The following is a 21,576-nucleotide window of genomic DNA, read 5'->3' as shown; positions in this document are numbered from 1 at the left end:
ATTGTTATTATTCGACTGATTTATTGTCAGGAATATTTTCTGTTAACTCAGGTACAACAATGGGTATATGGCGAATATTAAACCCAGTAATACCCAGCACCAGAGTTATCAACGGTGCCGCAATATTAAATACGGCGAACGGCATATACGCCATAGTCGATACCCCGAGAACTGCGGCCATATAAGCCCCGCAGGAATTCCATGGGATCAAAGGTGAGGTAACAATACCGGCGTCAGAGACCGCACGCGACAGGTTTTCGGGTGCTAATCCACGTTTGGCAAATTCAGCGCGAAACAGGCGAGTGGGTAACAGCAGAGCAATATATTGATCGCCCGCCGCAATATTTAACCCAATGGCGGTGGCAACAACTGAGGCAATTAAGCGCCCCACGGTTCTGGCCCGTAACAGCAGCGGGGTCACCAATTTATTAAGCAGACCAAAGTCATCCACCATGATCCCGAAAGTGACGGCACCAATAATCAACCAGATGGTGAGTAGCATACTGTCCATACCACCGCGCGAAAGCAGGGCGTCGATCTGCTCAATGCCGGAGTTTTCCTGAAAACCGGTCGCCATGGCAATCCAAATAGCTTTAATGGCCAGCAGCGGTGTGGCAACATCCGGTTCAGCAATAAACCGCACAATAACCTGTGGTTGCATAAAAGAAGTCATGATCCCGGCCAGCAAAGCAGAGCACATGATGGCCAGCGCGGCGGGTACTTTCAATACGGATAACATCAGCAAAAAGAACAGGGGCAACAGATTCCAAGGTGTAATATGGAATAGCTCATTGAAACGGGTCATTTCATTATTAGTCACTGTTGCATCAAAAGCGCTGTGCTGATTCATACCCAGCACAATAAAAGCAATCAGGGCAATTAACGCCGCGGGAACGGTCGTCCAGAGTTGTGTACGAATATGTTTATACAGTTCCACACCATTTAATTGTGCGGCCAATACTGTACTTTCTGATAGGGGCGAAACTTTATCACCGACATACGCACCAGAAATCACCGCACCCGCTGTTATTTCTGGCGATAATCCTAGCATATTAGCCAAACCAACTAACCCAACCCCCAAAGTTCCGGCAGTTGTCCAGGAGCTGCCAATACTCAGCGATACTCCGACACACACCAGGAAAGCAATAGGGTAAAACCAATTAGGTGTAATCATAACAATGCCGTAATACACCATGGTTGGGATAGTGCCGGACATATTCCAAGTGCCAATTAACGCGCCCACAGAAAAAAGAATAAATATCGCGCCGGAGACCGTCGCAATACCCTTACGCCCTGATTCAGAAATAGCCTCCCAACTATGACCATTCTTTAATATGACCATTGAAGTGATCATTGTACTAATGATGATCGCGACTTGCAGTGGGCCATTGACGGCATTAAGGCCAAACAGGGTAACAGATGCCCCGACCAGCACAATTAATGAAACTACCGGAATAAGGGCATCCAGATAGCTGGGAGCTTTTATCGTACGGGGAGGTTTAGGGTCAATGTCCATGTATGCTCCATATACTACTCAGTCGAGGGGACTATTTTAAAACTTAATATCAGAGTGTTGCGCGACGTGTTATTAATCTAAGCGTAGTCGGTTTTAGCGGCAGCATAGAAAAATAGTAAGCTAATTATTTTAATAAATGTGCTAAATAAAACCGGCCCTTACTTGTCAATTCGCGACAGTTATTTCCCTCATTAATGAATATTTACTGATCGTTAGCAGGCAAGGCCAACAATGCATATCGGTTCAGCAGTTGGGTAAACCGGCTGTCTATCTGTTGGCGCAATGCCAATGGCGGGATTTGCCCTGATTCTGATTGTTCCTGATACTGCCGCAACAGCTCTTCCAGCGGAACTGTTTGTGCCAGCGGCTGTTGGATGGCGTAAACGGCAGACTTCAGTTCAGAGACTGTCATATATCCACGTTTTTTTTCATCCAAACTATTGAGGCGCTCACTCAACTGCCGTAATCGCTCTTGCGCCAGCGCGTAGTGTTGCAACTCCACCAATGGGGCTGCCCCATTCTCTCGTTGCTGTTGCCACACCGCACTCAACCGTTTTACTTCTTGATTGGTTGGCCACAGTTGTTGTGCCTGCGCTAATAGTGTATCCCCCTGCCCTTGTGCCCATAACGGCGGTAACTTTGCCAGTTGCTCCAACTGCACCGCACTGGCTTGCAACATAGGTTCCGCCAAATGCGCCCACTCAGTATCTGATGCCTGTATTTTCAGTTCATCGATTGATTTTGCAGTCAGCGGTGCAGGTAACGGAGCGATACGGGCCAACAATGCTTCCGCCAGCGGCGGGGATGACCATGACTGCCAGATAATGAAACTCCCCGCCATCAACACTGCCATCAACAATAACCCGGCAACAAAACCCTGTCCGGCCTTCCAGCGCGGAGGTGGCGGTGACGGCGGTGGAGACAATGCCACCTGAACACTCGGTGGGGCGGGTTCGTTGACAATATAAACCAGTGGCTCGGGTTCACTGACCGCAGCAGAGGATAATGTGGGTGGTACTTGTGGTTCAGTGATATCCGCCTGTCGTGCCGGAACCGTCAACCGGTCTGGCATATCAGAACTCGCCTCGGCACTTTCCAGACGCAATGCTGCGTTATGCAACATCAGGCGAACACCATCCAATTTACTCAAATGCTTGAGTTCTAAAGTTTGCAGTTGTGTACACAATTGCTCCAGCGCACGCTCCGCCCGGTACACCTGAGCCAGGTCGCCATAACACAGTGTCATGGTGCGCCAGACTTGTTGCAATCTGTCACTCAACCAAGCGAGTAACGCCACCCGAGCATGAGTTTGAGGTGGCCACAATGCGCTCCATTGATGAGACAGCAAGCCCGCCAGTAACTCCAGCCCCTCACATAATCCTGCGAGCCCGGCAATGTGAGTTCGCGCCAGGGTAAAATCTACCGTGGTCTGCAATTCAACGCCGTTCTGGCGAAACAGCGCCAAACAAAGCTGCTCAACCCGAGCCCAGTCAACATCGGGGCGAGCGGGATGATGTAACTTGCCAATTTCGTCACGTAAGGCGCTAAATTCAGCAAAATGGCGGGGATCACCGCCAGTTTTCAATGTACGCTCGGTATTCGGTGCCATAGTTTTCCTTCCCTGATTAAACATTAAAACGACTCCCTCGGATCGAGATAGTGTTGTTGTTTAAGGTGGCGCATCAGCACCCGACCTTCTGGCATAAACGCCGTACCATACCGCACTAGCCCCAGACCTTTCAGTTCCGCCTCAATGGCGTATTCCAAATGCCCTGGCGCGGTCTGTGGCAATAAAAAAACTTGTAAACTTTTTAGACGCGGCTCGTATTTCAGCAACACATCTGAAAGGGTATCTATTAACTGATGAGCAGTCCCCGGCATGCCTTGCAATATTTTAGTCATATCTGGCAGCCCGAAATCAGGTAAATGAGAAATGGTTCCAGCCCGGGAATTGAGTATCCGCTGGATATTATCCAATACCGATAATATGACCTGTTCTTCTTCACTCACAACATTGAGTGGTAAATCACCGCTGAAATTGCCGGTGAGGATTTCATACAGAGAGGGAGTATTCATAATATTTAGTCTGACGCTCGGTTCGCTTTATTCGGATAAAATCAGAAGGGTCATTCATGGCACAAGCCCATCATCAGGCTGATGGGGCTATCGAGTTGATGAATAAACAAGCTGACAAATATTGGTATCTTTGATCTCAGACTTTATTGCCTGGTTATCCCTTTACATTCATGAAGAGACCAGCCATTATCTGATGGATATAAAACGTCTATACCGGACCATTCTGGTTCAATTTTATCTGAGAATTGCCACTCCCAAAAATACCAAGCGGAACTTATTAGTTTCTCATTTTCTTTATTATAAACAATGAAAAATGATTAATTTGGAAACAGCTGTAGAACTCGTCCTATCCCACCATAAGGCTTATAGCCTGGGACATAAATTATAAAATAACACAAGCTAGGTTCATTCCAGTATTTATAACTTGGCGTGGCATTTTTATATGCTAAAACTTTAATAACAAAACAAATAGAAAGATATAAACACACCCCAACACTCCCATGAAAAGCAATATCGATAATACTTATGTACCAGTCCAATCCAAAATATAATCACCAATCACAACAATTACTGAGATAACAAAAATCATTAACTTTAAAATAAATTAATTTTCATTACAAACACCATAAAATTACTCCTACTGTTTAGATGTCGAACTTAATTAACTCATTTGTTATATTTTAAATGTTATTATTTTTTATTTGCAACAGTAAGACTTAGGACTACAAATAAATACCCCATAAAGCCAGATAGGAACATTAATGTTACTCTGAGAGGATTTGTGCTATACCATGTGGTAAACATAATTACAAATACCGACACTATCATTACTAATGAAAACCTTGCTTTCAGAAATGGAGAAATAAACACAGCAGGCATCACTATAAAATTCATATAAAACATAACAAAACCTAACGTCACCCCCCTGCTCTGGGGTTTAAAATGGCCCATATACCATTCATGACCTAGTTGATGGATGGAGAAAACAACAAAGCACGCCATTAATGCTATGATGACCTTGAACATAAAGTTTTTATTTATTCCATATCCCATGTTTTTCTAGTCGCTAAAATAAAAACATATCCAGTTACTACACTAGCCCCCATTAATATAACTCTAAGAGGGTGCAATGAATACCACTCAAAGAATAAATAGCATATCCCACAAAATAAAATCGCAAAACCAACCCTGAATGTTGTAAACAAAGTTACAAGTAAAACAGGAGAAGCAATCAATAAAAAATAAAAAGATATAAATATCATTCCAACATTTCGGTGAGAAGTAATATCGAACATACCTTTGTACAAGGATGAGCCAAAGCTGTAACTGCCAATCATAATGATGACAGATACAACAAAGATTATTAGCTTTAAAATAAACTGACTTTTGATGCCAAACGCCATCTTTATATAACTCATTTTTATCTATTGGCCTTCCTTGCACGATTAGATCAATTAGCTATGTACCCTGACAGCAAGTAACCACGTCTTGCGGCCGCAATAAGGTTTTCAATGTCCACTATTTAATGCTCCTACTTTGTAACTTTACTGGAAGTATCAGAATGTTCTTCATAAGGCGACCATGCATTATCACTCCAGCCCAGCAGGACTTTATCACCGGGTAAAAAATGAACGTGCAAATCATTCTCCCCCCACTTACGTTCCGGTAAAGGCATCTCAGCACGGCGCGTTTCTGTACGGAGCCCTGCATCATACTGGGCGCGGGTAGTGCTTAGCGTCCAAACAACTTCCGCCTTGTTGCCACTTATACTGCCGCAACAAGTTGCCCCCCCACCTCCGTGAGCAAAGGCATTCGACCCAGCCACCCCATTAACACTAAAACCCAGAATAGGCCGGTCAATCTCACTGTGAATAATCAAGGTTACTGGCCCAGTCGGCGGGCCCCATATCGATGCCCAGACCAACCAACCGCCGTATGCCAGCACCATCGCCAGCAAGCTGCCCCAAATCCATTTCCCCCAACGGGCATAACCGCGATTCACAGCACCATCAATTTTTTCCAGCCGGTTAAAAAATCCCATTATTTTTTCTCATTCTCAATTCTGATTAGCCGGAGTATTTAGACAGAATCAATGTAGATGATGCTTTCCACACCGTTATTTTCTGTAATGATAATTGCATTTCTTTCGACCCTGCCAGAATGAACCCACTATTGCCCAGTTCAATGGTGCGCGGTTTGTCCGGGTCAAGATCGTCACGGCTCAGCACCAGACGCCGGTGTTATCTTTCATATCCGGGCGATTAAACAGCCCCACCACGGATTTAGAAGCCCAAAATCAGGTAAATGAGAAATTGTTTCGGCCCGGGAGTTCAGGATCCGTTGGATATTATCCAGCACCGACAATATGACCTGTTCTTCTTCACTCACGACGTCGAGTGGCAAATCACCGGTGAAATTACCGGTGAGAGTTTCATACAGAGAGGGGGGAGTTTTGGTCCATATATTTACCTAGCTGAAAATATATTACGTTAATCATTATCAGTACAACAAGATAGTAACTAACTAAACTTATAGAAAGCAATTCATCACTATCATTATTTTTAAGAAAGAACACTTCATAATAAAAACTAAAAATAAGAAAATTTAAGTAGTAAACTTCACCTAATATAATTTAGCTTCATATAAAAAAGGATAAAGAGCCAATCAAAAAAATATATCTAATCATTACAACAACCCCCTATTGGCACAACTCTAACAGGGAGTAATGAATATCATTATTAATGAGTAAATAGCCTACTCTTCAGAAAAAACAAATATCACCCTGCAATCTTGTGAAAAATAATATCTAGAGTACTCTTGTGCAAGGCCAGATCTAAGCTATAACAGTTAATAACAATAATTACCGAGGTAAAAAATTACTAGTTTTAAAAATAAACTTATTGTTGATTCCATACACCATACTGATCTAACACCTCTTTCGATATACTATCTCCCAGAAGTGCTAATTAATCTAAATTTAAAGTTCAGTCATTAAAGGAAGGAAACCCAGATCAAGAAGTTTGATCTCAACATCATTAGCTTTGCTTATGTGTTCTTTATTTCGTCCATCAAAGATATCTATAGTTGAGACAACAATAGTTCCTTTTTGCTTTTCAGCAGACATCACAGGTACTATTCTAGCAGCCTCAGGAATTAACTCTGGTAATAATATCGCTGGAATATAAATCATCCACCCTACACAAATTCGATCAGGGAATACATTTTCACTATTATTCCAATAGCCATTAGTATTTATTGATGCATACACATGTCCTTTATTAGAAACAAGGAAAGTTAAAAAATCAATGACTTTTTCTACATTCACATCTGTTTCGTCACAGGTAATACTAACATCCAAAGTTGTTTTTTTTATATTTTCGACATGCTTTTTTATATAGTTTATTGAACAAACTTTGCTGTCAGTTTCACCATCCCATACACCTTCTATTATTAACGGATAATCTTTATCTATTTGACTGCGCCATCTTTCAACAACCTTAGGTTCAGCCTTGTCATGGTCAAATACAACATACTCAAGCGCTTGCTTTCTTGAATATCCTTTTTCGTACCATCGTTTTTTTGTCCCCAACATTCCATCTATCAATTCAGAAATATAAAACAATTCATCAAGGCATAACTCAACGTCAGGACGTAGAGTATCTTCATAGTAAGCATTTGTTGATATTCTTATCATGGCACCCACCTTGTAATTATGTCTTTAAAGTCTTTAAACATTTTCGAAAAGTATCGATAGCTCACTGGCTGCATAAAAACCCAAACGACTTTTAAAGGTTGATTAACCGTCGCAACAGCTTGGTGCCGTGCAGCTTGACTTAAACCACTTTTGTAACCTTTCCACCATCCTTTAGGATCGCCAAAAGCATCGAAAAACTGATCATATCGTGCCTTCGCTTCCCAGAACTGACACAGTTTATCTTTCCAGCCGTCAAATGAAACACCGCAGTACTTAAACTCCTGAATCTGCTGCGTTTCAGAGTTATAAAATGTGCCGCAAATGCGCGTCTGGTAACTTATGGTAATAATGCTCCAGCGCGAGCAACGTCTTACCATAGGTAATACTTTTCCTTCCGGGGGACAGTTTTTACACGTTTTTTCGTCGGTTTTGGTCTGTGCTCCCGTGTTGGCCTGTGCTCGCGTTTTGGTATCCGCACCCTCATAACTCACGGTTTCCGAATGATCCATATCGTCTTCCCAGAAATCACCGTGAGTTTCAGCGCTGACAGCTATTGGCTCATGTAGAGCAGGATCGTAAGCTTTCCCCTGGTAATCAAATCCGCCTTTGCTGCTGCTCCATGCCCCCCCATATGTAGGATCCGACATACCGTAATCGTCCCAGCCTCCGTCACTTCCTGACATTGGGTATGTAGGCGAGCCAATGGCACTGCCCGCTGCTCCTGCACTACCTGTCGCTACTCCTGTCCCTATACCAATGAAGGCCATCAGAGTCCTCTCCTTTCCCTGTTTATCACCACATGTTTAAAATCTTTCAGGCGCTGGTCCGCTGAATAGCCGTTGTAAGTTTTCAGCCATTTTTCCACTTCAGGTTTCTGGTAAAACTCCGGATAAAAAACCTCCAGTCGCAAAAAATCCCGTCTCACGTTTTTTTCACTCAATTGCAACGTGTTTGCATAGTCCAGCGCTTTCCTCAGGCGGGCGAGGAATATGTCATCCGGTTCTTTTATCACCGGGTATTTCTTCTTCAGTTTTTGAGCTGTATCTCGGACAAAGTCATCGTCCTCCATTTTATTAACTTCGGTGCACTGCTCTTCCGTCAGTTTCAGCATATAAATTCCTTTTGCTTCAATGAATAAACGCGTTTATCCACAGTCGAGTACCATTGAGCGATATCCTTGGTTAATTTCCAGTGCTGCTGTTCGTTCAGTTGTTCACCAAGCCTGACCTGAACTCTAGGATCCTGAAGACGCAGCAAAGCAATTCTCCCATCAGGCAGTTCAACATTCAGGCACTGTTGTAAATGTGCTAGTAGCTCAGAGAGTGATAATGCAGACAGGATCCAGGATACGGCAGGCAGATGTTGTTCAAGTTCTGCTAACTGTTCTCTGAATGCCATAGCCGTGTGCATATCAATCAGCCAGGGCCCTGCGAAAGCAATTCTGGAATCAGGATATTTATCAAATAACGGCAGGACAGTACTATCAGTGACTTGAAGCTCCTCACCATAGTGGCGCTCATACTGGAGGCCATCTACCAGGGCAAACAACGAGGTTCTTGTCGATGCGATCAACTCCTGGCTTGCAAGGCTGAAACTCATATTCATGATTCACCTCTAACAACAAAAGTATCGCCATTCATCGCAGCCTTCATCAGGCAACTGAGGCAAATACCACTCCCTGCCACCGCCTGAAATGGCATTGTCGCTGTCGCCGTCATCGCCGTCCTTTTCACCTTCCGCAAATACTGGCTTGGGGTGCCATATTCAATTTTCCCGGCTTCTATTTTCAGGTAGCTGCCGCCGCCATTGAGCGTAATGCGCTTTTTGCCCGCAAACAGCATGTCATCGGCAGAGCTGACGGTGAGTTTCTGCTCCGCAAACAGCCGCGCATTGCCGTTTTGGGCCTGTATCTCAATCGGCCCTTCGCTCGATTTCAGACTCAACTGCCCGCTCCGTGCAAACAACCCCAGCTTTTCGCCGGTCAGCACGCTCATATTGCCCATCACCCCCGCGCTGATATCGCCTCCGGCATTTATCACCATATTCTTGCTGGCGGTGAGCTGCATATTTTCGCCGCTGGTGAGGGCTACGCCCAATGGCGCAGAGAAATGGATAACTTCATTGAGCGGTTTTAGCCGCTGCGCAAACATCGCCATCTGACTGTCAATGTCCGCTTTCAGCGCCTCGGCCTGCCCGGCCGCAGCTTCCAGTTGTTTGATCTGCTGCTGAAGGTGGTCGATTTCCTTCAGCGCGGCATCCATGTCCAGCACGTCTCCGGCGGCTTTCTGTTGCCCGTCGGCACTGATAAACAGCCCTTTAGTGGCGCGGATTGCGCCGTATTCATCGGTGCGCAACTCGGTACCGGTGCCGCGTACTTTGCCCTGCGCATCTACCAGATGGCCGGTGTTCAGCTGAGTTTTGCCCCATTCCGTGGCGAGCTTGATATGCTCCTCACCCCGCTTATCCTCCATCCGCAGTTTGTTGTTCGCGGGCGTCCGGAGAATATTGCGGCTGTGATTATCACGGTTAACGTGGTCAGAATGTTCAGAATCATGCAACGCATACGCAATATACGGCAGATCAATATCACCCTGACTGAAAGCCAACGCCACCTCCGCACCATCAATGAGCGGAGTGTGCCAACCGTAGATTTCACCGGCATAGGGTTTCGCCATGCGCAGCCACAGATAAGCATACCCAGACGCCGTGTCGTGGCGGTCAAAGTCCAGTTTTACCCGGTAACGGCCGGTCTCATCCAGCCAGGCGTAAAGGTCATTTTTCTCGCGGCTCTCGACTCTTGCCGGCAGGGTGCCGTGGATGGTCGGGCGCATGATTTCTGCCGGGCGGAAGCAGTAACGCTCGCTGTAAGGTATGCCCCACACCGAGACGTGCAGCCGCGAATCGCGGGAAGCACTGAAGCTGGTGAGCGTGATAACCACACCCTCTTTCATCGCCTCAATGACCGCCCCCTGCGGCTCCAACACCATGCCCGGCGTCAGGCCGGAGGCATTGCTGAACAAATGGATACGGGCGGATTGATTCAGTTCGCGCTCGTGATAAAGCCGGGCATAAAATGCGCCACTTTCGGTTTCCGGCTCCGGGTCCGTGTCATCGCCGGCGGTGAGATAAGGCGCGCTGTAGCGGTAATGTTCACCGGTGGTCACCGCATCGTGACGAACGCTGACAGTAGCATCCAGCGGGGTGCGGGCGGTGCGATAGTTATAGTCACGCACCGCAGTCCCCCCGGTGACCACATTGTGCCAGCTGCGCACGCCCCAGACTGACTCCGTGGCCCCGTCATCAAGCCCGGACGGCGCGCTGTAGGGCAGCCGCACATCAAACTGGTAGTGAAGCTGGCTGTCAGCAAATATCACCGTTTCCTGCTCGGTCGCGGGCTGCATCTCAGTGCGAAACCAGATACCGACTTCAGACAATAGCCGCTGAATAAACTGCAAATCGGTTTCTCGCCACTGAGTTATCAACTCACGCGGTGGGTAAGTGCGTTCGAGGCGAAACTCAAAATCCGGCCCTTCCAATCCGTGGTCGCGCAGCACCTGTTCCACCACTTCCGGCACCGACTGGTTTTGGAAAATGGCACAATTCCGGCGGCGGGAAAGCAGCGCCAGACGGGATTCCAGCCTCACGCGGTAATGCGACTGATCAGCGGAGGTAGAAAGCCACTCCAGCCGGGTGAGAATACCGTGCACCATCTTACCGTTGCGCATCCGCAGTGTGGCGAACTTCAGCAACACCTGCTCAGGGGCGATATTCGTCTGCGCCGTGGTGAATTCAATCATCCAGGAAAAAGAGGTATTTAATGCCTCGCGACCGCGTAAACGCAGCACATCCGCGGTCACCGTGCTGTCATTGATTTCCAGCACATAGCGGGATTGATTGTTAAAAAGGGGGAACCCGTTAGCCATGATGTTATTCCTTTACTGGCACCAGAATGAACCCGCTATTACCCAGTTCAATGGTACGCGGCTTGTCTGGATCAAGATCGTCACGGCTCAGCACCAGACGCCAGGTGTTATCTTTCATATCCGGGCGATTAAACAGCCCCACCACGGATTTAGAAGCCCGAAATCAGGCAAGTGAGAAATTGTTTCAGCCCAAGAGTTCAAAATATGCTGGATATTATCCAATACCGATAATATGACCTGTTCTTCTTCACACACAACATTGAGTGGTAAATCACCGGTGAGGATTTCATACCAAGAGGGGGAGTTTTGGTCCATATATTTACCTGACTGAAAGTATATTACGTTAATCATTATCAGTACAACAAGATAGTAACTAACTAAACTTATAGAAAGTAATTCATCACTGTCATTATTTTTAAGAAAAAACACATCATCATAAAAACTTAAAATCATAAAACTCAAGCAGTGAACTTTACCTAAGATAATTTAACCTCATATAAAAAAGGATAAAGAACCAATCACAAAAATATATCTAATCATTACAATAACCCCCTATTGGCACAACTCTAACAGGGAGTAATGAATATCATTACTAATGAGTAAATAGCCTACTCTTCAGAAAAAACAAATATCACCCTGCAATCTTGTGAAAAATAATATCTAGAGTACTCTTGTTCAAGGCCGAATCTAAGCTATAACAGTTAATCACAACAATTACTGAGGTGAAAAAATACTAGATTTAACTAAGCCCATACTGGGTATCACTTCTACTTAATGTGGCTCAATATTTCTAACTATTTTTTCTTGTTGTGAATTTTATTTACAATAGTAAGATCTAGGATCACAAATAAACACCCCATAAAACCAGATAGGAACATTAATGTTACTCTGAGAGGATTTGTGCTGTACCATGTGATAAAAAATAATTACAAATACCAACACTATCATTACTAATGAAAACCTCGCTTTCAGAAATTGAGAACACAACAAAGCACCCCATCAATGCTATTATGTTTTTGAATACAAAACTTTTATTTATTCCATATTCCATTTTTTCCAGCTCACTTTTATCTATTGGTTTCCCTAAAATGACTGGATCAATTGAATGACTGTTTTCCGGTGAGGATTTCACCATCAGGTTGATAGGTCACAGACTTTATGAACAAGCAAATTGACAAATATGGCTATCTTTTTTCTCTTGAGATTATTATTTAATCGACTGTTTACATTCATTAAGAGTCCAGCCAGACCAACCATGATCTGAAGGATATAAAACATCTATACCGGACCATTCTGGTTCAATTTTATCTGAGAATTGATATTCCCAAAAATACCAAGCGGAACTTCTTAGCTTCTCATTTTCTTTATTATAGACAATGAAAAATGATTGATTTGAAAACAGCTTTAGAACTCGTCCTATCCCACCATAAGGCTTATAGTCTGGAACGTAAGTTATAAAATAACACAAGTTAGGTTCATTCCAGTATTTATAACTTGGCGTGGCATTTTTATATGCTAAAACTTTAATTAAAAATAAAACAATCATCATGAAAAACATTAGAAACAAAAAAACAAAAATCGTGATTTTAATTTTATTACGCATTTTATTTGCTCCTTGAAATGTATTCTTCTATATCAACAGCATTTAAATGAATAATAATATCTACTGGTATTTTCTTTATTTTTGAATAAACAAAAAAATCCCCACTTCTATTGACGGATTTGTATTTCTCCCTGTACTTAACGAAGGAATTATTTGTTACTCGATAATAATTCTCATCATCTTCTTTTATAATTTCCCTTCCTAGAAGCTCGCTTACAATACTTGGTTTTATGACGCCACCCCACCCCCAATAACCTAACGGTTGATCATCACCATCATTCATAAATTCGTATGTATCTCTAACATATAAGCCTAATTCACTTATTTCCAATCGGAATAGACCACTTTTATCCTTTGTTATTATCATATTCATAAAAGCAACCTTTACAATAAATGAGCCTAACGCACCATAAATATCATCTAGTTTATCGGTAGCCTTTTCCCACAAGGTACTTCCTATGGATACATAATTAAATTGAGATTTCTTATCCAACTCTATTGCTGACAAATCACTAAAGTCCAGAAATTGTGTTTTTAATGTCTTATCGTTTCTATCCACAAGCCCCATCTGGTCCAAACGGCTGATGATAGCGATTAATCCGTTTGTTAGCTGATCCATTACTCCTTCTTTTCTTCCAAGATAGCCATTATATTCACGTATATATGATATATTTCGTATGAAATTATCGATAACTGGCCCAACTCTTTTTGATGCAATGTATAACCATTCAAACTCAATATCATCAACTATATGTTTCTTATCTATTTTTTGCATATCAACTTTGTTCAACTTTTCCTTTTTACTCATTTCATAATAAGAATCATAGAACCACTTTCTCATAAACCTTGCTGAAACAGTCCACCCCATACTATCCATTACGGTTGGAATATCTGTGATTTTGAAAACCTTAATGGGGATCACCTGTTTGCTGTCTTGCTCATCAGTTAGTTTAGATGTGACTTTTAAATCAGCCATAGATATTACCCTATTACTAAAGAATTTTGTTCTAAGATAGTCAGATCAACCTCAGACTCTTCGGTATGACTTAAAAAGCCCGTGAGTCCACTATCACCAGTGACCCCTTTTGTTATGGTTCCTAAAGATGATTTTAATACATATCTGATCCCATCAATTGGCTGAAGAGTCCTATCATCGAGTAGAATGAAGCTCCGCTTATAGCTATCAGTTGCACCAGGCATAAATGGAAATTCGAGCTGCTTTGTATTTGCCGCCGTGGTCGCCGTCCTTTTCACTTTGCGCAGATACTGGCTTGGGGTGCCGTACTCAATTTTCCCGGCTTCTATTTTCAGGTAGCTGCCACCACCATTGAGCGTAATGCGCTTTTTGCCCGCAAACAGCATGTCATCGGCAGAGCTGACGGTGAGTTTCTGCTCCGCAAACAGCCGCGCATTGCCGTTTTGGGCCTGTATCTCAATCGGCCCTTCGCTCGATTTCAGACTCAACTGCCCGCTCCGTGCAAACAACCCCAGCTTTTCGCCGGTCAGCACGCTCATATTGCCCATCACCCCCGCGCTGATATCGCCTCCGGCATTTATCACCATATTCTTGCTGGCGGTGAGCTGCATATTTTCGCCGCTGGTGAGGGCTACGCCCAATGGCGCAGAGAAATGGATAACTTCATTGAGCGGTTTTAGCCGCTGCGCAAACATCGCCATCTGACTGTCAATGTCCGCTTTCAGCGCCTCGGCCTGCCCGGCCGCAGCTTCCAGTTGTTTGATCTGCTGCTGAAGGTGGTCGATTTCCTTCAGCGCGGCATCCATGTCCAGCACGTCTCCGGCGGCTTTCTGTTGCCCGTCGGCACTGATAAACAGCCCTTTAGTGGCGCGGATTGCGCCGTATTCATCGGTGCGCAACTCGGTACCGGTGCCGCGTACTTTGCCCTGCGCATCTACCAGATGGCCGGTGTTCAGCTGAGTTTTGCCCCATTCCGTGGCGAGCTTGATATGCTCCTCACCCCGCTTATCCTCCATCCGCAGTTTGTTGTTCGCGGGCGTCCGGAGAATATTGCGGCTGTGATTATCACGGTTAACGTGGTCAGAATGTTCAGAATCATGCAACGCATACGCAATATACGGCAGATCAATATCACCCTGACTGAAAGCCAACGCCACCTCCGCACCATCAATGAGCGGAGTGTGCCAACCGTAGATTTCACCGGCATAGGGTTTCGCCATGCGCAGCCACAGATAAGCATACCCAGACGCCGTGTCGTGGCGGTCAAAGTCCAGTTTTACCCGGTAACGGCCGGTCTCATCCAGCCAGGCGTAAAGGTCATTTTTCTCGCGGCTCTCGACTCTTGCCGGCAGGGTGCCGTGGATGGTCGGGCGCATGATTTCTGCCGGGCGGAAGCAGTAACGCTCGCTGTAAGGTATGCCCCACACCGAGACGTGCAGCCGCGAATCGCGGGAAGCACTGAAGCTGGTGAGCGTGATAACCACACCCTCTTTCATCGCCTCAATGACCGCCCCCTGCGGCTCCAACACCATGCCCGGCGTCAGGCCGGAGGCATTGCTGAACAAATGGATACGGGCGGATTGATTCAGTTCGCGCTCGTGATAAAGCCGGGCATAAAATGCGCCACTTTCGGTTTCCGGCTCCGGGTCCGTGTCATCGCCGGCGGTGAGATAAGGCGCGCTGTAGCGGTAATGTCCACCGGTGGTCACCGCATCGTGACGAACGCTGACAGTAGCATCCAGCGGGGTGCGGGCGGTGTGATAGTTATAGTCACGCACCGCAGTCCCCCCGGTGACCACATTGTGCCAGCTGCGCACGCCCCAGACTGACTCCGTGGCCCCGTCATCAAGCCCGGACGGCGCGCTGTAGGGCAGCCGCACATCAAACTGGTAGTGAAGCTGGCTGTCAGCAAATATCACCGTTTCCTGCTCGGTCGCGGGCTGCATCTCAGTGCGAAACCAGATACCGACTTCAGACAATAGCCGCTGAATAAACTGCAAATCGGTTTCTCGCCACTGAGTTATCAACTCACGCGGTGGGTAAGTGCGTTCGAGGCGAAACTCAAAATCCGGCCCTTCCAATCCGTGGTCGCGCAGCACCTGTTCCACCACTTCCGGCACCGACTGGTTTTGGAAAATGGCACAATTCCGGCGGCGGGAAAGCAGCGCCAGACGGGATTCCAGCCTCACGCGGTAATGCGACTGATCAGCGGAGGTAGAAAGCCACTCCAGCCGGGTGAGAATACCGTGCACCATCTTACCGTTGCGCATCCGCAGTGTGGCGAACTTCAGCAACACCTGCTCAGGGGCGATATTCGTCTGCGCCGTGGTGAATTCAATCATCCAGGAAAAAGAGGTATTTAATGCCTCGCGACCGCGTAAACGCAGCACATCCGCGGTCACCGTGCTGTCATTGATTTCCAGCACATAGCGGGATTGATTGTTAAAAAGGGGGAACCCGTTAGCCATGATGTTATTCCTTTACTGGCACCAGAATGAACCCGCTATTACCCAGTTCAATGGTACGCGGCTTGTCTGGATCAAGATCGTCACGGCTCAGCACCAGACGCCAGGTGTTATCTTTCATATCCGGGCGATTAAACAGCCCCACCACCGCCACAAACTGTGTGTTTTCATCCATTGGCATATCCAGCGTGACGTTGCCTTTCGGCATCACCAACACGGATTTAGAGGCTAAAATATCATCTTTAAGTACCGTATCCGCTTTACGCAGCAGAGTTTGGTAGTCTGCTGAGTCCACATTTTTGCGGTCTTTCAACTGATAGACCCACACCATAGTCGCCAATGGCGTCTGCTCACCGTCAGCATTGATAGCCGCGCGTGGGGAGAAGTCCAGATGCAGCGTTTTTATCTGTTTGTAGAAGATCGACTTTGTCATATTGACCGTGCCATCCTTGACGGTCTGGGTTAGACCGCAGCCTACAAGCAGGCCACAAAGGGTAAGTACCAGCACCCGCCAGCCGGTTAGTGTTGCCATTCAGAAATTCCTTTTATTTATACCCGTCATACTTCAAGCCGTATGTGCGTTGGCTGCGCTCACTTGCCGCCGTCCAGCAACTCGAATTATTTTGGGTATATTAACTAATGAAAATTGACGTTATTCAAAACGGTAGTGACCGTCTTTTGCCGGAGATAAAAACGTACATGCCAGCCCTTCATAACAGCCGAGACTAACTGTCAAAAATTGCCGGTTATCACTGAGTTTTCCGTTTTTCAGGCCAAGCAGGCCAGTACGTCCCAGTTGAATGCGGCGGCTTTTTCCTAGCCGGGGTTCTGGCAGCAGTTGCACTGGCACGGTGAGGCGCAATCGCACATCACTGCGATACCCCAGATAGACCCGCATCAGAGCTAACAAGTCGGTATGCAGCGACCCGCCAGGGAGCCAGCCATCCGCCTCTGTCGGGTTACAGGTAGACAGTGTCACCAATACCCGGCTATTTGCCTCTTTTGCTGTTTTTCCCAGTGTCGCCCGTTGCGAGAGTGTGACCCGATTTTCGCGCCCCAAACCATTACGATTCGTGATTTGGATTTTCACTGGATCATGCTGGATTACCGTGGCCTCGGAGTCTGGAGCTAACAAATTGACCAATGCGCGGATCCCTTCGGCATTACGCGTGGGTAAGCGCATGGTGCCCAATAGCGCCAGAAAACGAGAGACCGGCGTGGCGATTTGCTCAGCCGTACCGGGGATACCTAGCCCCACCAGCCCCAGCAAGCACTGTGATGTTGCATCAGTACCACCGGCTTCGAATGTCGCCGGATAGGCGTATTTTCGCCAGATACGGTAATATTGGGTGGTGATACGGTGGCTAAAAATGTCCAAAAATGCCGTTAGGGCTTCATGCCCCTCCCGCCGCTGGGTAATATCATCCAGATAGGTGCCGGGCAAAGGAGAATCGACACCGTACATCCCAAGAAAGGTGGTACGCACGGTAGGCGGTAAATCAGGGTTATCTTCGTCAGTCTCAACTTTTTTCAGTTCGCTGACTGGGAACCCCATTCCTGGCCACGGACGAAAACGCACCGGATCATTTTCCGGGTGACAAGTTGCCCCCAGTAAGGGCGAATTCGGCGCGGCTTGCTCCAACAACTGGCAAAAACGGTAAAAGTTAACTCGCCAGATATCCTTGCTTAATGCCTGTGTCAGCCCGGTACGTGCTGGCTGTGAGTCTCGCGCCATCTCAGTCGTTTCCCTGTGGGTTGCAGCACCAGTGTCAGCTGGTTGAAAAGATGAATATCAGCATAAAGCGCAAAGAAGCGGTGCAACATCTCACCGAACAAATTCACATCGCCCTCTCCGGCAAAGTTATCCATATTCAATGTGACTTCGATATCCACACCCCGGAGCATAAAACCTTTCTCAAAACGGCGGATAAGGGTGTGATTCACCGCGACAATCGCTTCCAGACGGCGACGGTTCATTTCATCGTCTGTCCAGTCATATAGCGCCAAAGTGCCCCTGAGCACCTCTGGGTTATCCATCATACTGAGGAAATTTGAGCCTAAATGGCTCATGACTCGCCAGTGAAAACGGTCATTCGCCGGGGGATATAACGGCAGACTCGGGGCCGAGAGGTTGAGTACCCGCACCGGCACTTTCCCGGCTTTGACTACCCGGTCTAGCAGGGTGCTGGCTAGCGCTTTACGTGGGAGTTGCCCATTAGTGCCGGTGATGCGCATGGAAAGCGACTCTGGTTTTTCTGCCAGTTGATCCACTTCAAAGGAACGTCCGCCGAGGATAAGCCAGGTGTCATACAGGCCGGAGGCCCCCCGTTTTACGCGAGTGTGGTAGTAACGTTCCGGCGCATCGTGCCGCATCATGCCACCCCGATGGCGGAAACTGGTGAAAGGCACATACGCGTGTTTACCGTTTTTCACCGCGCCATGGATATTGTCCACACTGTAGATTTCGGTATGGCCGTCCTGAAGACGCAGTGGCCGCAGCAGGTATTCATTGTCTAGTGGATTGAGGGTCAGCGGGTCAGCTTCCAGAGTGAAAAGGTTGATCACTGGCGCACAATGCAGGCGGAAGTTCTCGGTTTCAAACGGCAGATCAGACGACCAGGCTTCGTTGAGCACGATGTCGATTTCAAACCAGCTACTGTCCTGAGTCAGCCCGATAGTATCCAGCCCGTGTAGCTCCACAAACATAAACTTCGGCCGGAAGCTAAAATATTCCAACAATAACTGATACCCACTGAAAGCGGATTCGGCTTTAGGCCACAACCGGTCTTTATCGTCAAACCCCATCGGTTTGCACCAGCCATCAAATGTCCGGCGTTCTGCGCGCGTGCCCGCGTGGCGGGCGTGCATGGCATGCACTCGGCGGGTTAAGGCCAGATGCAGAGCAGAACTGACCGGGCTTTCTGCACTGAGGTAGATGGCGACCTTATCTATCCCAGCTTTCGCCCAATCCACCTTTTCGGTGCACTCAAAGCGCAGCCGGATAGCTGAGCGTCCGTCAGTTTCCGTCTGCAACCGGGCGTCGGCGAGATGCAGTGGTTGCAGCGCAATGTCCCGCGTAGTGCGATATTGGCAACTGGTTTTATGCGGCCCTACCGGACGGGATAAAACAGAGAAACCCTGCGGTAGCGACTCTGCCTGACGCAGGCTACGCCAGTCGGGCGAAAACTCCACAATCGCCAGAGACGGAATGGTGCGCATGTAATGCGGCCAGAGCAAGCTGACCAACCCTTCGGTCAACTCCGGCAAGTCGTCATCTAGCTTTTCGCGCATCCGCCCCATCAGGAAAGCAAAACCTTCGAACAGGCGCTCAACATATGGGTCGCGAGCGCCCGGTTTATCCAGGTTGAGCATGGCTGCTCGATCTGGATGGGCGCGGGTAAACTCTTTACCGGCCTCGCGCAGATAGCGCATTTCGGCCTCATAGTAGCGCAGCGTTAAATCATCCATGCACGAGGTTCCTGAAAATCATCTGAGAAAAAATAAAGTTAACCACAGAGCACCATGGCTCGGGCTGGATCGATGGCAATAAGGCCCGCCAGCAGCGCATCCATTTCTGGTGTCAGGCGGGTTTTATCCGACTCACTGCGGCTGGCTTTCATGCGCAGTAACTTTAGGCGGCGGGCTTGTACTTCAAACAGCAACGCCGGTTCCCAGTCACTGAGTGTCAAGTGTGGGCCGGTTGCAGAAAGCTCACCCAGTAAATGCAGCGCCATTTCGTTACGTCCGTATTGTTCTGCGACCCTTGCCATCAACAACCGCAATAACCAGCGGTGGCGAGGAGCATCCATCCCAGGGCGAGTCTGAAGCCAGGCAATCGCCACTTCCGGCCCCTCACTGTCGCCCTTTTCCATCGCCTCAGTTTCCAACGTAAGCACGTCATCCGCCTGACTGCCGCCAACGTTTGCCGGTGTATCGTGGAAAGTCAGGGTATTCTCGTTCACTTTCTCAGTGATCCAACCCAACGTAACCTCATCAGCAAACGGGGTGCCATCATTCCAGGCCAGCGTTTCCAGCCCCGGTAAACGTTTTAGGAACAACCGCAGATCGGAGAGAATATATTCAGACCATGCCTCCCAAGGCTGACCAGCACGGGTCAGCCCCTGCCAAAGGTACCATTGCACGTCGAGCCAGAAATGGTTAACACCTTCGCAGTACATCTGGCTGGCCTGCTCGACCAACTCTGCCCAACTTTGCTGACGGTACAAGCGTTTAAGCTGGGCGCGGTACTCCGGCTTTGGTGGCATCAGGCGGGTCCGTCCACTGGCATCTAGCGCAGGAATTTGGTCGACCGTATCCCAGCGCACCGTTTTCATCATACGGTGGGAAGCCAGCCAACCCTGCGGTTGTTCCCCGAGCCAGCGGGAAAGTAATTTTGCTTGATCCAGCAAGTCACGACCTGACTGGATCGCCGACAACTGCGGCGAACTCCGAGTCCCCGCCGTGAGCGCTGCATCTTGGGTACTGCTATTTTGCGGAATAAGCGCATTCAGGCCACCGGAGCGCGCCAGACGATTTTCAAGAGCGGAGCACAACCCCGCAAAGGAGGGCTGCTCATTTTCAGGCCAATCACTGACCGCGGCCTGTAGCAAGCTGAGGGCACCCGCTGTCAATTCGGCATCTTCACGCGCCACTTCGGGCCAAAGTGTAAGGCTGTCGAGGACTTTTGCGCTATTGAGCCACTCCAGCGCCCCTTTACGGGCAACTGGGCGCAACGGGTGACACAGAGCACCGTAGCGGGCTATCATCGCAGCCAATAAAGTCAAACTTTCTGCCAGCCCTTTTTCGCCATCACGATGCAAACGAGCCTGAATGTACCAAGTCACCACACGGATATCTTTGGTGGTTTGGCAAAGGAGTTTCTCTGCCAATTGACACATCAATGTTAGGTCTATCCCTGACAGCTTGTTGATTTCTTCCCGCATCGACTGGAAATCATCATTGTAAGCCGGGTCTTCACCGGCCTCTGATTCAGGACTGATGGGCAGTAACCAGTTTTCCCATAGAGACCGGGCAACGGATGCACGGGATATAACATTCTGTTGCTCCATTTCATCAGCGGAACAAAGATAGAGAAGAGAGTCAGGTGATGACATTTAATTAGCTGTCCCTGTTTGAACGGATAAATGGTTTAAATGGGTAAATGGTTTTAACAAATAAATTGAAAGCAGTGACAGAGACCTGACGAAGCACATAAGTCTATTCCTATGGGGTCATTATTAAATAGACATTAATTTAACATAATAAATATAATAAAAATCTTGTTGCATGCATAGGTAAATAACCCATGCATGCTTGAATTCAA

The 21,576-nt window shown here is 47.4% G+C and carries 17 protein-coding genes and 4 pseudogenes; all 21 read right to left on the bottom strand.

Features of this window, described 5'->3' with window-relative positions:
* Positions 1-7: 7 nt before the first annotated feature.
* A complete protein-coding gene (locus DX162_RS09705) occupies positions 8-1,516 on the bottom strand; it encodes a Na+/H+ antiporter NhaC family protein (protein ID WP_004391045.1) in 1,509 nt (502 codons plus the stop codon).
* Positions 1,517-1,718: 202 nt separating this feature from the next.
* On the bottom strand, positions 1,719-3,125 hold the full coding sequence (locus DX162_RS09700) for a VasL domain-containing protein (RefSeq protein ID WP_032820006.1): 1,407 nt from the start codon (positions 3,123-3,125) through the stop codon (positions 1,719-1,721).
* Between the two features lie 23 nt (positions 3,126-3,148).
* Positions 3,149-3,592, bottom strand: coding sequence for a type VI secretion system baseplate subunit TssE (gene tssE, locus DX162_RS09695; protein ID WP_032820007.1), 444 nt, complete (start codon positions 3,590-3,592; stop codon positions 3,149-3,151).
* A 1,037-nt stretch (positions 3,593-4,629) separates the two neighbouring features.
* Positions 4,630-4,995, bottom strand: a complete 366-nt coding sequence (locus DX162_RS09685) for a hypothetical protein (RefSeq protein ID WP_032820021.1) — start codon at positions 4,993-4,995, stop codon at positions 4,630-4,632.
* Positions 4,996-5,123: 128 nt separating this feature from the next.
* Positions 5,124-5,633, bottom strand: a complete 510-nt coding sequence (locus DX162_RS09680) for a DUF3304 domain-containing protein (RefSeq protein ID WP_004391048.1) — start codon at positions 5,631-5,633, stop codon at positions 5,124-5,126.
* Positions 5,634-5,733: 100 nt separating this feature from the next.
* Positions 5,734-5,873 (bottom strand): annotated as a pseudogene (locus DX162_RS22760) (type VI secretion system lipoprotein TssJ); the annotation flags it as partial.
* A gap of 5 nt (positions 5,874-5,878) precedes the next feature.
* Positions 5,879-6,055: pseudogene (locus DX162_RS22565) on the bottom strand (GPW/gp25 family protein); the annotation flags it as partial.
* A gap of 514 nt (positions 6,056-6,569) precedes the next feature.
* Positions 6,570-7,286, bottom strand: coding sequence for an Imm52 family immunity protein (locus tag DX162_RS09665; protein ID WP_071777632.1), 717 nt, complete (start codon positions 7,284-7,286; stop codon positions 6,570-6,572).
* Positions 7,283-8,053, bottom strand: a complete 771-nt coding sequence (locus tag DX162_RS09660) for a Tox-REase-5 domain-containing protein (RefSeq protein WP_004391053.1) — start codon at positions 8,051-8,053, stop codon at positions 7,283-7,285. The genes DX162_RS09665 and DX162_RS09660 overlap by 4 nt, the downstream gene beginning before the upstream one ends.
* Positions 8,053-8,397, bottom strand: a complete 345-nt coding sequence (locus DX162_RS09655; RefSeq protein WP_032820011.1) for a hypothetical protein — start codon at positions 8,395-8,397, stop codon at positions 8,053-8,055. Before DX162_RS09655 ends, DX162_RS09660 begins: the two co-directional genes overlap by 1 nt.
* The gene (locus DX162_RS09650; protein ID WP_050413811.1) at positions 8,391-8,891 is read right to left on the bottom strand and encodes a DUF4123 domain-containing protein; all 501 of its coding nucleotides are present in this window, start codon (positions 8,889-8,891) and stop codon (positions 8,391-8,393) included. Before DX162_RS09650 ends, DX162_RS09655 begins: the two co-directional genes overlap by 7 nt.
* Complete coding sequence (locus tag DX162_RS09645; RefSeq protein WP_098081102.1) at positions 8,888-11,209, bottom strand: type VI secretion system Vgr family protein; 2,322 nt, start codon at positions 11,207-11,209, stop codon at positions 8,888-8,890. The genes DX162_RS09650 and DX162_RS09645 overlap by 4 nt, the downstream gene beginning before the upstream one ends.
* 4 nt (positions 11,210-11,213) lie before the next feature.
* Positions 11,214-11,357: pseudogene (locus DX162_RS09640) on the bottom strand (type VI secretion system lipoprotein TssJ); the annotation flags it as partial.
* 5 nt (positions 11,358-11,362) lie between these two features.
* A pseudogene (locus DX162_RS09635) lies at positions 11,363-11,524 on the bottom strand (GPW/gp25 family protein); the annotation flags it as partial.
* Between the two features lie 892 nt (positions 11,525-12,416).
* The gene (locus tag DX162_RS09630; RefSeq protein ID WP_032821323.1) at positions 12,417-12,812 is read right to left on the bottom strand and encodes a hypothetical protein; all 396 of its coding nucleotides are present in this window, start codon (positions 12,810-12,812) and stop codon (positions 12,417-12,419) included.
* A gap of 1 nt (position 12,813) precedes the next feature.
* A complete protein-coding gene (locus DX162_RS09625; protein WP_004393641.1) occupies positions 12,814-13,788 on the bottom strand; it encodes a DUF6402 family protein in 975 nt (324 codons plus the stop codon).
* 5 nt (positions 13,789-13,793) lie between these two features.
* Positions 13,794-16,256 (bottom strand): type VI secretion system Vgr family protein, encoded by a 2,463-nt coding sequence (locus DX162_RS09620; RefSeq protein ID WP_115155857.1) that lies wholly within the window; start codon positions 16,254-16,256, stop codon positions 13,794-13,796.
* A 4-nt stretch (positions 16,257-16,260) separates the two neighbouring features.
* The gene (tssJ, locus tag DX162_RS09615; protein WP_098081096.1) at positions 16,261-16,785 is read right to left on the bottom strand and encodes a type VI secretion system lipoprotein TssJ; all 525 of its coding nucleotides are present in this window, start codon (positions 16,783-16,785) and stop codon (positions 16,261-16,263) included.
* 120 nt (positions 16,786-16,905) lie between these two features.
* On the bottom strand, positions 16,906-17,988 hold the full coding sequence (gene tssG / locus DX162_RS09610) for a type VI secretion system baseplate subunit TssG (RefSeq protein ID WP_032820668.1): 1,083 nt from the start codon (positions 17,986-17,988) through the stop codon (positions 16,906-16,908).
* Positions 17,952-19,721, bottom strand: a complete 1,770-nt coding sequence (gene tssF, locus DX162_RS09605; protein WP_004392168.1) for a type VI secretion system baseplate subunit TssF — start codon at positions 19,719-19,721, stop codon at positions 17,952-17,954. Before tssF ends, tssG begins: the two co-directional genes overlap by 37 nt.
* Before the next feature lie 38 nt (positions 19,722-19,759).
* The gene (gene tssA / locus DX162_RS09600) at positions 19,760-21,367 is read right to left on the bottom strand and encodes a type VI secretion system protein TssA (protein ID WP_004392169.1); all 1,608 of its coding nucleotides are present in this window, start codon (positions 21,365-21,367) and stop codon (positions 19,760-19,762) included.
* Positions 21,368-21,576: the final 209 nt, after the last annotated feature.

The organism is Yersinia kristensenii, assembly GCF_900460525.1.
GTDB lineage: Bacteria > Pseudomonadota > Gammaproteobacteria > Enterobacterales > Enterobacteriaceae > Yersinia > Yersinia kristensenii.
This window is presented reverse-complemented; position numbering and strand designations above follow the sequence as displayed.